General features: G+C 42.1%; 12 protein-coding genes and 1 pseudogene. 9 read left to right on the top strand and 4 right to left on the bottom strand.

The features are described 5' to 3' along the window. Positions 1 to 44: 44 nt before the first annotated feature. Positions 45 to 749, bottom strand: a complete 705-nt coding sequence (locus tag DWX59_RS02185; protein WP_117555859.1) for a response regulator transcription factor — start codon at positions 747 to 749, stop codon at positions 45 to 47. Positions 750 to 945: 196 nt separating this feature from the next. Here DWX59_RS02185 and DWX59_RS02180 point away from each other — a divergent pair, with 196 nt between their 5' ends. The 3 genes from DWX59_RS02180 (at position 946) to DWX59_RS02170 (ending at position 4,138) form a co-directional block, all read left to right on the top strand. Further along, the gene (locus DWX59_RS02180) at positions 946 to 1,653 is read left to right on the top strand and encodes a response regulator transcription factor (protein WP_117555857.1); all 708 of its coding nucleotides are present in this window, start codon (positions 946 to 948) and stop codon (positions 1,651 to 1,653) included. Between the two features lie 22 nt (positions 1,654 to 1,675). Continuing rightward, positions 1,676 to 2,593 carry a histidine kinase dimerization/phospho-acceptor domain-containing protein gene (locus tag DWX59_RS02175; protein WP_207660391.1) on the top strand — a complete coding sequence of 306 codons (918 nt, stop codon included), beginning with the start codon at positions 1,676 to 1,678 and terminating at the stop codon, positions 2,591 to 2,593. 108 nt (positions 2,594 to 2,701) lie between these two features. Beyond that, entirely contained in the window at positions 2,702 to 4,138 is a 1,437-nt protein-coding gene (locus tag DWX59_RS02170) for a PspC-like choline-binding domain-containing protein (protein WP_117555853.1), read from the top strand. 127 nt (positions 4,139 to 4,265) lie between these two features. On the opposite strand, the gene DWX59_RS02165 is transcribed toward DWX59_RS02170, so the two are convergent. Next, positions 4,266 to 4,931 (bottom strand): phosphatase PAP2 family protein, encoded by a 666-nt coding sequence (locus DWX59_RS02165; protein WP_117555850.1) that lies wholly within the window; start codon positions 4,929 to 4,931, stop codon positions 4,266 to 4,268. A gap of 227 nt (positions 4,932 to 5,158) precedes the next feature. Between DWX59_RS02165 and DWX59_RS02160 the strand changes: the two genes are divergently transcribed. The 5 genes from DWX59_RS02160 (at position 5,159) to DWX59_RS02140 (ending at position 10,587) form a co-directional block, all read left to right on the top strand. Next, on the top strand, positions 5,159 to 6,664 hold the full coding sequence (locus DWX59_RS02160) for an amino acid adenylation domain-containing protein (protein WP_117555848.1): 1,506 nt from the start codon (positions 5,159 to 5,161) through the stop codon (positions 6,662 to 6,664). Then, positions 6,665 to 7,930, top strand: a complete 1,266-nt coding sequence (locus DWX59_RS02155; protein WP_117555846.1) for an alanine racemase — start codon at positions 6,665 to 6,667, stop codon at positions 7,928 to 7,930. After that, entirely contained in the window at positions 7,857 to 8,087 is a 231-nt protein-coding gene (locus tag DWX59_RS02150; protein WP_117555844.1) for a phosphopantetheine-binding protein, read from the top strand. Before DWX59_RS02155 ends, DWX59_RS02150 begins: the two co-directional genes overlap by 74 nt. A 1-nt stretch (position 8,088) precedes the next feature. Further along, the gene (locus DWX59_RS02145; RefSeq protein WP_117555842.1) at positions 8,089 to 9,594 is read left to right on the top strand and encodes an MBOAT family O-acyltransferase; all 1,506 of its coding nucleotides are present in this window, start codon (positions 8,089 to 8,091) and stop codon (positions 9,592 to 9,594) included. An 87-nt stretch (positions 9,595 to 9,681) separates the two neighbouring features. Next, positions 9,682 to 10,587 carry an SGNH/GDSL hydrolase family protein gene (locus DWX59_RS02140; protein WP_147325735.1) on the top strand — a complete coding sequence of 302 codons (906 nt, stop codon included), beginning with the start codon at positions 9,682 to 9,684 and terminating at the stop codon, positions 10,585 to 10,587. A 390-nt stretch (positions 10,588 to 10,977) separates the two neighbouring features. Here DWX59_RS02140 and DWX59_RS30315 read toward each other — a convergent pair. Next, positions 10,978 to 11,268: pseudogene (locus DWX59_RS30315) on the bottom strand (transposase); the annotation flags it as partial. A gap of 502 nt (positions 11,269 to 11,770) precedes the next feature. Between DWX59_RS30315 and DWX59_RS02130 the strand changes: the two are divergent. Further along, on the top strand, positions 11,771 to 12,880 hold the full coding sequence (locus DWX59_RS02130) for a hypothetical protein (RefSeq protein ID WP_117555838.1): 1,110 nt from the start codon (positions 11,771 to 11,773) through the stop codon (positions 12,878 to 12,880). 361 nt (positions 12,881 to 13,241) lie between these two features. On the opposite strand, the gene DWX59_RS02125 is transcribed toward DWX59_RS02130, so the two are convergent. Then, a complete protein-coding gene (locus DWX59_RS02125; protein WP_117555836.1) occupies positions 13,242 to 14,576 on the bottom strand; it encodes a sigma 54-interacting transcriptional regulator in 1,335 nt (444 codons plus the stop codon). Positions 14,577 to 14,765 lie beyond the last annotated feature (189 nt).

Genomic DNA, 14,765 nt, shown 5'->3' with positions numbered 1-14,765 from the left:
TTGTATGCTTCCCAATTAACCGCGCTGCAGCTGGTATTTTGAATTTATCCAATCCGATACCCCTTTCCCCATACAGTACAGATACGTTTTGGCTGTTGGGGGTCTTCCTCAATCTTAAGCCGAAGTTTACGGATATGTACCATAATGGTATTGTTTGAGGAGTAGTAGAATGGTTCATTCCATACACTCTCATATATATTTTGAGTAGTAAAAATCTTATTTGGATACTGAATCAATAAGCGCAGTATCTGGTATTCAATTTCCGATAACTCAATATCTCTGCCATCCACCTGTACGACATTTGAGGTTGTGAGTATCCGTATGCCTTTGTGTTCCATCCATTCGCCATCGGACTGATTGGATGGCACAAACTTTCCCTGGTAAATATGATAGCGGCGGAGCAGTGCTTTTACCCTCCCTAAAAGCTCCGCATAGGAAAACGGTTTAGGGAGATAATCATCTCCGCCGACTAGAAGACCTAATAATTTATCTGATTCCTGGGCCTTAGCAGTCAAAAAAAGTACAGGTACATTCGATACTTTACGTATTTCTTCACAGGTGATAATCCCGGACATTCCCGGCATCATGATATCAAGAATCACCAAATCAATCGTTTCATTAAGTAATTGAAGCCCTTTCTTACCACAGTCAGCTTCCATTACAGAGTATCCTTCGCTCGTCAATAGAACACGAACACCTTCACGGATATCGGCATCGTCTTCAATGAGCAAGATGGTTCCCATGTCCATGTAAGCTACCTCCTTTCATTTTTTAATTATACTTGCTTTTGATAAAAATGTCTCAAAATTAAATTCTTAAATTTTCTGAAGGGGTAACCAAATATTTTATATGACAGGGTTTCACAATTGTTAAGGAGATTTTAAGAAACCATTCAGTTTTGCGACGGATAATCAAGCTATAAAAAAATCCGAGGGGAGAATGTCGATGAATAATGGCACTATTTTAATCATTGAGGATGATGCGGATATCCGGGAAGCTGTCCGAATTCTTTTAGGGAATGAAAAATATACAATCATAGAGGCGGAGAACGGAAGCACAGGATTAGAGCTTATGACAGAAAGTATTGATTTGGTTATTCTTGATATCATGATGCCGGGAATGTCTGGATTGAGGACTTGTGAGGAGATTAGAAAAAAATCCAATGTGCCGATATTGTTTCTGACTGCTAAGGCGAAGGAATCAGATAAGCTGATTGGTTTCATGGCTGGGGGAGACGATTATCTGACGAAGCCATTTTCTTATGCAGAACTGCTGGGAAGAGTAAAGGCGTTGCTTAGGCGTTATCACCAGTATCAGGGGAAGAACGCGGTGGAAGGGAAGAAAGTGGAGGAGTACCTGGAGATGGAAGAAATACGGATTAATCAGCAATATAATGAGGTACAGGTAAGAGGAGAAAAAATCGAATTATCAAATATTGAGTATCATATTCTGCTCCTGCTTATGCAAAATCCGAAAAAAATATTTTCTGCCCAGAATTTGTATGAGAGCGTTTGGGATGAACCGTATTTTTATAATTGCAACAGTACAGTCATGGTACATATCCGCAAATTGCGGGTAAAGATTGAGAAGTCGCCGCAGGAGCCGCGCTATATTAGCACTGTATGGGGAAAGGGGTATCGCTTTGGAACATAGGGAGAAAATGAACTGCAATTCCATGTATTTTCGTTTTGGGGTATGCGTCATTACAGCACTTCTGTCGGCGGTTGTATTGTTCGTTTCATTGCAAAGTGCCGGGAAGGCCCTTCTTGATTCCTATTACATACAAAGCGGTTATCTGCAAAAAGAGAATAATCGCAGGCTGGAAGCATTCCAAAAGTTTATTAATAAAGAAAAAGTTTCAATCCTGGATACAGACAAAATTGCAGATTGGGTGAAAAAGCAGTCAGTGGTTTCGCTGCAGGTATACAGGGGAAATACCCTTTTGTATGATTCTGATTACCCGGAAGGTGAAAACATGCCTGTATTTTCATTCAGTGGAGATTACGAAGATTATGAGGCATACCATTTGGTTCAGTTTACCGATCAAGAAGGTTACGTATTTCTGACAGGATATTATAATCAGAGGTTTTACACCGGTATCACAGTTGCGTCGGTTTTATTGTCCGCGCTGCTTTTAATTGGTGTGGTGATGATGGAAGTGCATAAAGTCATAAGATATATTTGTATATTGAACCGGGAAATACAGATATTAGAAAGCGGGGATTTAAATTATGTCATTACGATTAAGGGAAAAAATGAGCTTGCATCCATGGCAGAAGGGTTAAACAGCATGCGGCAGTCACTCAGAGAACAAATGTCCGGGAAAGAGGAGGCAATGAGACTGAACGGAAAAATCATTACAGAAATGTCTCATGAACTGAGAACTCCTCTGACAGCACTTATGATATACATTGATATTCTTCGTTCAAATAGTCAGTGGGATTCAGAATTTATCATGACATATATTGACAAAATCGAACAAAAGGCAAGGGAAATAAAGCTGTTGGCAGATTATATCATTGATTACTCCCTGGAAGATAAATCCGCTGCAATACCGGGACAGGACTTTGAACATCGCGAAACCGGCTTTTGAGAGTTTAGAATCGTTTAGATTGAGTTAAGAATGGTTTAAATTATGCGGAATAAGATATGGGTATCTCAAGAATATTGAGAACTATAAAACACAAAGGAGTGATGAAACATGAGGAAAATCTTTCTTGTGCCGTGCTTGTCTATGGTGATAGCCCTGGGAAGTACGATGGTCTCTATGGCAGCAACAGGCTGGGCCCAGGAGAATGGCACGTGGGTATACTATAACGGCGGCAAAGACAAGGTAACAGACACGCTTAAAAAATCCGGGAATAATTGGTATTATCTGGATGATAAGGGTGAAATGGCAACAGACAGGCTGGTAGAAGTCAATGATGACTATTACTATGTAAATTCCACCGGTGCTGTCATAACAAATGAGTGGAAATCGGTTCCGAATGATTCCCCATCCGAAGGTGAACCGGACGAGTGGTGGTATTATTTCCAAAGCAACGGAAAGGCTGTAAAAAAGCCGTCCGGCGCCAATACTGCGAAACTGGTTTCCCTGCCGGTCAAGTCTGGAACAGCAAAATTCATTTTTGATGAAAACGGCCATATGATGAGCGGCTGGATTAACGAAAATGGAGAAATGATAACAGATGATGAGGCGTGGAAAAATGGGGTGTACTATGCAGGCGGATTTGATGATGGCAAGATTGTAACTGGCTGGAGCTATATAACAGCGGAAAATGATGAAGATGTGAACAGAGATGGCGATGGATACTGGTTTTACTTTAAATCCAACGGAAAGAAGATTGTTGATACAGACAGCAAAACGATTAACGGGAAAAAATACCGGTTCAATGAGTATGGCGCGGCACAATTCGATTGGTACAATAAACCACCTAAGGCGACCGGTTCTGAAGCAACTCCCTCCAATGCGGTCAACCGGTATTACAATGAAGAAAGCCAAACATGGCTGGCAACAGGCTGGTTTAAAACGGTTCCAAGTGAAGATATAGATGCAGAGGCGCATAACAATGATGAAGCTCACTGGTTCCATGCGGATAAGAATGGAGATTTGACAAAAGCACAGATTAAAACAATTAACGGTCAAAAGTATGGATTTGATGTGAATGGGAAAATGCTTCAGGGATTGTATAGGATTACCTTTGCAGATGATAAAAAAACCATAGAAACGGCAGTGGAAATTGAAAACGAGGCGGATATTCCGACCGCTTCAGAGGAAGGCGTATTTGTATATTACTTTGGAAACTCCCCCAAGGAAGGAGCGATGACAACGGGGAACGCATCAATTACGATTGATGGAGAAACATACCAGTACCGTTTTAAAAAATCAGGAAATTATAAAGGTGCCGGTGCGGATGGAATTGAAGATAACGCAATTTATGTTATGGGAAAACGTTTAAAGGCAGAAAAAGATTCCAAATATGATGCGGTTACCTATAACGGCGACCAGTATTTGATTAATACTTCTGGAAAAATCATGAAAAATGCGAAGAATCAGAAAGACGCAGATGATGTATATTACTGCACCGATAAGAAAGGAGTCATCATTTATAAAGGAACAGAAAAATATAAGAAATAGAAAGCCGTGACAGGCGGCAATCCGTTTAGACTTTTTGGAGAACTGGAACCACTCTCGCCAGTTCTCCTTTTGCTGTATTGCCATAAAAATATAAATTTTATTGTTGTGATATGTTTTTTAGGCATAATCATCTGCTATTGGAAAGGATCTTCGCATACAACCAATCAAAATGACTATAATGGACGAACCAGTAACTGAATTCTGCCAGCAGAATACCGGCTGCCACATCAGGAATCACATGTTGTTTTGTGGTAAGGGTAGAAATACATATAGCCAATGCCATACAAAGAACGAACAATCGGTAGGCCTGTGGAAGCTGCTGTTGTCTACGGATTCCCACATAGCACAGCCAGCTGATCAGACAATGGATTGATGGGAACAGATTATCCGGTGCATCGAGCCGGTAGAGAAGGTTAAGAAAAAGATTCCAGAAACCATGCTCATTAATCAGCGGACGAATGTTAGTTGTTGGGAAAGCCAGAAAAAAGATAAGGCATATCGTTTTTGCGAAAAAATCTGCACTCAGAAATCGGTATGCATGTTCTTTTTCCATCCGGCAGCACAGAATATACTGGCATGGCCAGTAAATGAAACTGAAAACATAGATGGCCAGTGTCCAGGGGATAACCGGAATAAACGAATCCATAGTTGTTGTTAAGTCATAGTGGAAGTGGTTCTTCATCAACATTCTGGAACCGCAGTAGACAAGTTGATTCCATAGGAAAGCCACAATAAGCGGCAAATAAATGTGGGCAGGAATCAGGGAAAGACAAGTGGATTTTTTCTTTATCATGTATGACCTCCGTAAGATAGAATCTTGTGAAGAAAATCATACATGATATCAGCACAGTTTTTCACAGAATTAAGATTATTTAAGCATTTTTAAGGAATGTACACCTTGAATGACAGAGTTCAGAAATGTTAAGAACTGATTCAGAAATGGATTAAGGGTCAACTGTTAAGATACCATAATCAGGGAGAAGCATCTTTGAAGTACATCATAGAAGGAGAAAATTAAATTTGGATTATATAATGGAATACTTCAACAAAACAGTGGAAACTTTCCCGGAGCGTGAAGCGGTAGACGATGGCGTGTACTGTTATGGATGGCGTGAACTTCATTTATTGACACAGCATATTGCCTCGGCCGTGGCAAAAAAAAGCATTACAGGTAGGCCTATACCGGTTTTCATGGAAAAAAGTGCCGATGCGGTTGCCGCTTTTCTTGGAATTATAACGGCAGGATGTTTTTATGTCTATTTAAATCCAGATCTGCCGGATGAACGAATCCGAAGAATGCTTCAGGTACTTGATGCCGATACGGTAATTGTGGATGAACAGCTGAAGAAGCGTCTGGTATCGGTGGGATTCCAGGGAAATCTACTGGGAATAGAAAAGGCAAAAGCGGAACCAATCCATAAGAATGTGCTAAAGGAGAGGATTACAGGGATTCAGAACAAAGATTATCTATATGGAATTTTTACTTCCGGCTCCACTGGAATTCCAAAAAACGTAGTGGTAAGCCATCAGGCGGTTCTTGATTTTATGGAGGATTTCTGTCAGGAATTTTCAGTAGGCTGCCATGATATATTGGGAAATCAGGCACCGCTTGATTTTGATGTATCGGTAAAAGATATTTATTTGTCTGTCATTACCGGAGCCAAACTGGTTCTGATACCAAGAAGGATGTTTGCGGAACCGGCGTTGCTCCTGGACTATCTCTGTGAAAAGAGAGTTACAGTTTTAATTTGGGCAGCATCCGCTCTTTGCATAGTCAGTGCAATGAGGGGATTTGAATATAGGATTCCGGGGCTAATCCGGCGTGTCATGTTCAGCGGGGAGGTGATGCCTCAAAAACAGTTGAAGATATGGCGGAAAGCACTTCCGAAGGCTGAGTTTATCAATCTTTATGGCCCAACAGAGGTTACCTGTAACTGTACTTACTACCGTGTAACTGGAAGGGAGCCGGAACATGTGCCGCTTCCCATAGGGATACCATTTGCTAAGAGGAATGTTTTCCTTTTAAACGAATATGATATGCCAGTTATGGCGGACGGAATACCGGGGGAAATCTGTGTCGGAGGAGCGACACTCGCAGATGGTTATTACCATAATGAGGCAGAGACCAGCAAGAGATTTGTCAGAAGCCCTGTCAAAAGCCATGTAGGAATGACAATCTACCGGACAGGGGATTTAGGCTTTTATGATAATCGGGGGAATTTATGTTTTATCGGAAGAAAAGATTTTCAGATAAAACGGATGGGACATCGGATTGAACTGCAGGAGATTGAACATGAATGCAGTTTAATGGATGGTATATGGCAGGCCTGCTGTATTTACGATGGAAGAGATATAACGGTATTTTATGTAGGAAAAGCAGAAAACAGGCAGGTGCGCAGCTTCTTGAAGGAGAGGATCCCGCGATATATGCTCCCCGGCCATTTTGTAAACTTACAGAGTATGCCATTAAATAAAAATGGAAAGATTGACAGGGAATATTTGAAAACCTGGAAAGGAGGCGCGTAAATGACGGATGCGATTTTACAGGAAGCAGCAAAACAATATAAGACGCCATTCTATCTGTTTGATATTGATGAATTAATCCAAAATGTGGAGCGGATTAGGAAACTGTCAGGTGAAGATATCAATATTTGTTATGCAATGAAAGCAAATCCCTTTCTGGTTGCTGCACTGGCAGAACGGGTAAATAGGATTGAGGCATGTTCGGCAGGGGAATATGATATCTGTAGAAATCAGGGAATTAAGCCGGAGAAGATTATTTTGTCCGGAGTGTTAAAAAAGAAAGAGGAACTGGAACGGATTTTCAGAAAAGAGATGACACTGCCGGTCGTTACAGCAGAATCAAAAGAACAGTTTTTGCTGATTTCCGAGTTGGCTCAAAAATATGAAAGGAATATTCGTATCATGCTTCGGCTGACCAGCGGAAATCAATTTGGTATGGAGCTCAGTCTGGTGGAGGAATTGATGATAGAGAGTCTTGAAAATCCATATTTAAAGATAGCAGGGCTGCATTATTTTTCAGGAACACAGAAAACGGATGTGAGCTTTATGACACAAGAATTACTTTATCTGAATGGAATTTACAAACAATTCAAGAAACGGTATGGAATAGAGTTGGATGAAATGGAGTATGGTCCAGGGATATATGTGGAATATTTTCAGAAACAGAAAGGATGGGAAGTGGAAGCAGCCTTCCAGAAACTGAGAATGTGCGTAAAAAATATGAGCTTTCAGGGAACGCTCACCCTGGAACTTGGGAGAAGCCTCACGGCCACATGCGGATATTATGTGACAACCATCCAGGAACTGAAACAGAATGGAAATGAATCTTATGCCATTGTGGATGGCGGAATCCATCAAATGCATTATGACGGACAGATTATGGGGATGAGGCTTCCGTTCTATCGGCAGCTTCCCAGAAAAAGCTGCAAAGGAGCCTATTGGAATATATGTGGAGCACTTTGCACGGTCAATGATGTGCTTGCGAAAAATATGTGGCTGAATGAAGTCCATAGAGGTGATGTGTTGGTTTTTGAAAAGATGGGAGCTTACTCGATAACAGAAGGGATAGCGCTGTTTCTCAGTAGGGAACTGCCCGGAATCCTTGTGTATAGGAAGATAACCGGTTTGATTCAATTCAGGCCTTCAATACTGACCAGTTTGTTTTATAAACCATTTTCGGAAGGAGAAATATCGGATGGACGAATTAATGAAAATATTGCAGGAGTTGGAACCGGATGTAAATTACATGGAGGAGCAGGCTCTTATTGATGCCCATATCCTCGACTCGTTTTTGATACTGGAATTAGTTGCAGAGTTGGAGGATACCTATCATATCCGCATTTCTCCTGCAGATATCGTTGCAGAGAACTTCAATTCAGCCAAAGCCTTGTGGCAAATGATAGAGAGGCTTAAGGAAGAACGGTAATATGGCTTATCATACAACATTATATCTGGTCCTTTTTCTCCCGGCATCTATGATCGCATATCAGCTTATGCCGGTGAAATACCGCTTTTATGTGTTGCTGCTGTTTGGATATTATTTCTATTACTGTATCAGCGGCACACTGATTATCTATATCATGGCGGCAACCATAACTACATATTTATCAGGTCTTCTGATTGAAAAAAAGAAAGGATTTCTGATTTTCTGTATCCTGTTGCTGATGGAAAACTTGGCATATATGAAATACTATAACTTTTTTGCCGCCAATGGAAACCGCATCATCAGTTTTATAACGTCAGAACAGCCATTCACATTGAAGGCCATGATTCTGCCCATTGGGATTTCATTCTATACCTTATCAGCAGCAGGATACCTTATAGATATATATTACAAAAAAATACCGGCAGAAAAAAATATCGGGAAGCTGGCTTTGTTTCTTTCTTTTTTTCCGACTATTATGGAAGGACCAATCTGCCGCTATGGGGAGCTGGGAAGGGAGCTGTTTGCAGGACGCAGCATTACCATGGAGAGGCTGGCAACTGGGGCTCAGAGAATCTTTTGGGGACTTTTCAAGAAGATGCTGGTGGCAGACCGGCTGGATGTCCTGGTGAAAACCGTATATGACGGATATCAAAACTATGACGGGACAGTAATCAGTGTGGCAGCCGTTGCCTATACAATACAGCTGTATATGGAATTTTCCGGTTGTATGGATATTGTTATTGGCACCGGTGAAATATTTGGAATCACATTGCCGGAAAACTTCAGACGCCCTTTTTTCTCAAAGACCGTATCGGAATTCTGGAGAAGATGGCATATTACGCTGGGAAGCTGGTTTAAAGAATATGTGTTTTATCCGGTATCTATGTGGGGGCCGGTAAGAAAGCTGTCAAGGACAGCCAGAAAACATAACCGGCACTGGGGGGAGGTAACCGCCGCCGCATTGGGGCTGTTTCCGGTATGGCTTTGCAATGGAATATGGCACGGGCCAAGATGGAGCTATATATTTTATGGGCTCTATTATTTTGTGCTGATTACTCTGTCCATTGCCATGCGCCCATGTTCAGAAAAACTGTGCCGGTTTTTCAAGCTGAATCAGTCGTCTGCCCTTTATCATCTGTTTCAGGTTGGCAGGACATTTCTGTTGGTGGTGATTGGAGAGCTGTTTTTCAGGGCTGAAGGTCTGCGGATTGGCTTGCAGATGTTTGCACGTATTTTTACACAGTTTAACCTGTCGTCTTTTTGGAACGGGACTTTGCTGACCCTGGGTCTGGACAGAGGGGATTATCTGTTGATAGGAGCCGCTTTAACCGTTGTCTTTTTTATCAGTTTGGCTGAAGAAAAAGGGCGGGATGTGCGCCGGGATATAAAACAGCTCCCCTTACCGCTTCGCTGGAGTCTTTATTACAGTGTGATGTTGGCCATTTGCCTGTTTGGGGCTTATGGCGTTGGCTATATGCCAGTAGAACTAATTTACGCGAATTTTTAATCAGGAGGAAGAAACCCTTTGAAATATATGAGAAGCCTGTTGTTTTTTTTCACGTTCTTCTGTCTGATGTCGTGGAGCTTCAGACTTGTGAAGCCAAAAACATATACAACGGAAAGCGGGGTGGAAAGCCGTGATATTCATGCAGTCAATGTGCTGTCTGAGCCGGCGCAGACGCTGCAGGTTCTTTTTCTGGGTGACAGTGAAATCCAGACAGGGGTATTGCCAATGGAATTGTGGAATACCAATGGAATTACTTCCTATATTTGCGGACAGTCAGGGCAGAGGACAATGGAGTCATATTTTTGGCTGAAAGAAGTATTGAAAACACAGACGCCCCAATTGGTAGTTCTGGAAACCGATCAATTTTATCATTGCAGAGATATACAGACGGAACTAAAACATGTGATAAAGAATACCGCACACTATTACTTTCCTGTTTTTAAATATCATAACCTATGGAAGACATGGTTAAATCAAAGTGACATGGCAGCTAAAACAGAAAGAAATCCACTAAAGGGATATAATTATAACGATAAAACGAAACCATATACCGGTGGAACTTATATGGAAGAAACCGATAAAAAGGAGAAGAGTAAACCAATGGTAAGATTTTGGATGGATCGAATCTTGAATCTTTGCAGGGAAAATAATATAGAGGTCCTTCTGGTTGGTATTCCAGCTCCGCTGAATTGGAGCTATGAACGGCATAATGAGGTAAATGAATACGCACTGGGAAAAGGAGTTCCATATCTGGATTTCAACCTACTGGAAAAGGAGTTGGGAATAAATTGGCTAACTGACACGATGGACGGAGGAGATCACTTAAATATTAATGGAGCTAAAAAGGTGACGGCATATCTCGGCGCATATCTGAAAAAAAATTATGCGTTAACAGATTACCGGGAGAATCAGATGTATCAGTATTGGCATCGGGATTGGAAAAAGTATAAGGAAATTACGGGTAAGCTGCCGGTAAAGACAGGAGATTTTTAAATATAATATCAGATAAATATATTGTAGAATTTTAAATCGGTATTATACGTTGGCCTTTGGGATGAATCTGCTTATCAATCCGGAACTGCCATTGCAACGGCTGCTAACTGGTTTCGGTATCAGCTAAGGCAATCTAATAGGGCGCCATTAACACCAAACTTGGCATCCATTCCGCCGCAGCAACACATTAAGCTGCGGCAGTTTAGATGACGCTTGTGGTTTTTGACGGAAAATTGAGTGGATCTGCGGCCTGGAAAAGAGTGTTTTTCAGGCTGCAGGAAGTAGATGCCAAGCCCCGGAAGATGACTTTTCCGGGGATATTTTATTGGTTTTAACACATAAGAGGTATGGAGGTAAAAAAGACAAAAAGAATAATACAGACATCCTTTGTCCACAACGGAACCGTGAGATGGTGGAGTGCCCCGGAGCTTTCCTTCCGGCAAGCAGCCACATGAAGTTGATATCCCTGCGGCAGGCAGTCTCGGTCTTTTTGGAGGAGTAAATGGTTTGAGAGTAGGCATAGGTTAGAATCTTAAACATGGTCTTGGGATTCGCTGCGGGATTTCTGCCTTTGGCAGAGTAAGCCTGATACAATAAACTGTAATCTGAATCCTCCAATTCGTGGCTCAGCAGTCGGACAGAATCATCATTAGGAACTAACCCTTCCAAACTTAATATCAAATATTTTGTGTTCTCTTTTTTATTCTGCTATACTAATATTAGTGTCTAATTCCAATTAATGTTATGGGATGGCATATCGACAGGTGGAGACGGATTAAAGTTACAACCTTCGCTGATGGGTGTTCAGCATTAACTGACAAGAGCCAGATTGGCATACTTGCTAGTGGTGTGATAAAATGGAAACAAAGAAGCTACCGGTGTCAGTAAGGCATCAATCAGGGAGGTGTTACTGGGGCCTTAAGAGAAAACTCCTCTGCCTTTAAGCAGGATGAGGAACAGATGTCATGATATCTGGTACTTTAGGAATAAGATTTCTGGAAGAAAAAGCGGAAACAAGTATTCCGAATGACGCAATGTCAAAATGATAATGTATTGCTGGAAATAATGTCGATAAGGATAGGCATTTTATCCCAATAAAGAAATAGATAATGCATAAAAATAATGATATAATAAAATCCATATACTGATTATTCCGTATTTAAGAGAAGAGAGGTGAGCGACAATGAATAAAACATATATCATGCTAAAAGATATCCCTGTATTAGAGATAGAAGATTACAGATGTAAAATATTGAATTATGAATTACTCCCCATATCGCTGCGTTATCCGGATGTAAACTACGATGATGTCATGCACGGATGGACAGAGAACCGCACCATGAATATTGGCAGGACCAATGCAAAAAAACTGTTGGCCGGTTTTCGTATCAGCCAGAGTAATCCATATATGATAGCCAGGCTATTTCATTTTGCTTCCCTTTCTGACTGTTACTGGATGAAAGACGTGGAAGAAACATATACATGGGAACAGGTAAGCCTGTTTGAGAATCCATTGGAGAAAGCAGTAACATCAACGGCTCTTCTTGGTACTAACCGGACATTCCATACACTTGTACAGAGGATTCAAACACCGGAGTTCACTGCTCAGGGGATGGCGGCCAAAGCCTGGATAAGGGAAACGGACGGGCTTTATCTGTATAAAGTCGGAAAAAAGGAATTGCCGGCCAGCAGGATATTAGATGCGCTTAATATCCCCCATGTAAGCTATATCGAGGCAGAAAACAGCAGGCTGGAGGAGATAGCAGATCAAGATTATATAGATAAAATATATAAGAGGGGGGAAAAGATAGTAAAATGCCGTATTATCTCATCCGAAGAAACTGCCCTTGTACCATGGGAAGACTTTCAGGTATATTGCAGTTATCACAATAAAAATGAATATGATATGGTAAAAGGGATGGATGCTGCCAATTATTATAACATGCAAATAGCAGATTATGTACTTGGCAATGAAGATCGCCACGGAGCTAATTTTGGATTTTTCATGAATAATAAGAGTGGGCAGCTTATGGGCTTGTATCCGCTGATGGACCATGACCATGCTTTTTCGGAAGACAAGGATATTCCGTCCCAGACTTCAGAACAGGATGAGTCATTGCAGCAGGCAGCGTATGAGGCCATTAACCATGTAGAGGTATCATTTGATCATGTTTTGGGGATGAAAAAGCCAGAAGATTTAGATGATATGCAGTGGAAAGCGGTATTGTGGCGATGCAGGGAACTACATCAAAAAATGGGGATGGAACATCAGGGAGTCATTGAGATTCATTAGAAGATTTGTATGATTGGCATCTAATCCGCCGCAGCACCACATTAAGGTGTGCCGGCAGTACGGATGTAACTGCGGTATTTTGAGGCAAATGATGAAGAAAACCACAAAATATGGCACTATGTGCAAGAAAAATCAGTAAAATTGCGGCCTGGAAATGGGTGTTTTTCAGGCTGTGGGAAACAGAGACCCTGGCCCCGGGAGGTAATCCTCCTGGGGCTTTATTTTTATAACCATATCATGGATATATGATATGATTATATCTAATGGAAATAAGTAATCCAATCCAAGCTATCATTCAGTGGATTATCCGGGTGGGAAGAAAATAAATAAAATAGTGTCCTGCAATGAATTTTATCGCTATTCAGCCATTTGCAGATGAGATGGAAGCGCTGAACCATATGTCATCATGCTCACGGATGCAGTTTTGCAGGTTCTGCTCAAAGAAACAGGCTCCGTCAATGGTCATCTGTTCATTTTTCAGGATGGAATCCAGGAGCTTGTTGTTTGCCGTGGGTATGGTATAGAGGCCGTTGCGTACCTGCTCGGTCAGATGCCTTAGCTGCACATGCATGGAAGGGCTGACTGCGGATAAATAATCAAAATATGCATTGGCGCAGGCCAGCTTTATATCAGATGAAAGCTGGCCGATATTTGCACTGCATTCATAGGAACAGAGTGCGTTAAACACAGTGGAATGGATGGAAATCCGCAGCCGGATGTTCTTGGATTCCTTCCAGAGGAAGAAAATGACTAACTGCAGGCGTTCATAAATGGTGCGTTCCCTTAGGGAAGGAAGCGCTATCTGCGCGGTCATACGGCGCAAAAAGGTATGCAGCATGACCTCGGATGGATTTTCAGTGGTTGCCCCGATAATGAGCACATTTGCGTGATGCTCCTGCTCCGTCTGGCCAAGACGGCTGTATGTCCCCTGGTCCATGAGAAGGAAAAGCTTTTCCTGGCCTTCAGGGCTGAGCCGATGGATTTCGTCCAGAAAGAGAATACTGTCATTGGCCTGGTCAATCAGACCCTTTCGCTCCCGTTCAGCCCCGGTGAACGCACCCTTGACATAGCCAAATAGGAGAGACATGAGCAGCTGCGGGTTGTCCGCATAGTTTGCGCAGTTCAGGGTAATCAGGGATTTCCCGGTTGGGATCCGCCCGCTTCTGGAAGCAAAGTCAAACATGGCCCGTGCAAACATGCTTTTACCTGCTCCGGTAGGGCCGGTTAGAAGGGTATGCAGGCCGTGGGGCGGATAGAGCATGGCGGCTTTGGCCTGCTTGATGGGAACGGAAAGGCTTTCGTTGCATCCGATGATATGCTCAAAGGAGGAGGCGGAAAAGGACTCTGCCAAATGAAGGCGCGGGCGCGGGGCGTCAGACTCCTGCCCTGGCAGGCAGTACCGGATAAAGCTGTCAGGGGAGGGAAAGACGCGTGTTTCTACTGTGTGGCCAAGAAGCTTTTCTATATGGTCAAGGGAGGCATAGGCTACAGGGCGGTTGCCGATCCGGATCAGCCGCCCTCCCTCGTAGAGTAATTTTGCTTCCAGGCTGACATTGTTGGGCGTGATTCCTGTCTCCTGCGCAAGATGCTGAATTTGAAGGAATACAAGTCCCGCGTCCAGATGTGAAAGCTCTAAGTCCTGGGTGTGCCGTGAAATTACTTTATATATTTTATCCGATCTTTTTTCTCTTTTCATTATCCCTCCGGAAAACAAGAGTATCAAAATAGTATGAATATTAAAATTATAGGATTAATTATAACATGACCGGTACGGACTGTCAATGTATCTAAAATAGTGTCCAATATAGCGGCGTATTTTAGACAAAAGCTGGTATAAATCCACAATAAAAATAGTAATAAAAGAGTTGGCATATTAATTGCTATA

This window comes from Enterocloster aldenensis (genome assembly GCF_003434055.1).
Taxonomy (GTDB): domain Bacteria; phylum Bacillota; class Clostridia; order Lachnospirales; family Lachnospiraceae; genus Enterocloster; species Enterocloster aldenensis.
The sequence above is the reverse complement of the archived record's forward strand: the minus strand, read 5'-3'. Positions and strand labels throughout refer to the sequence as shown.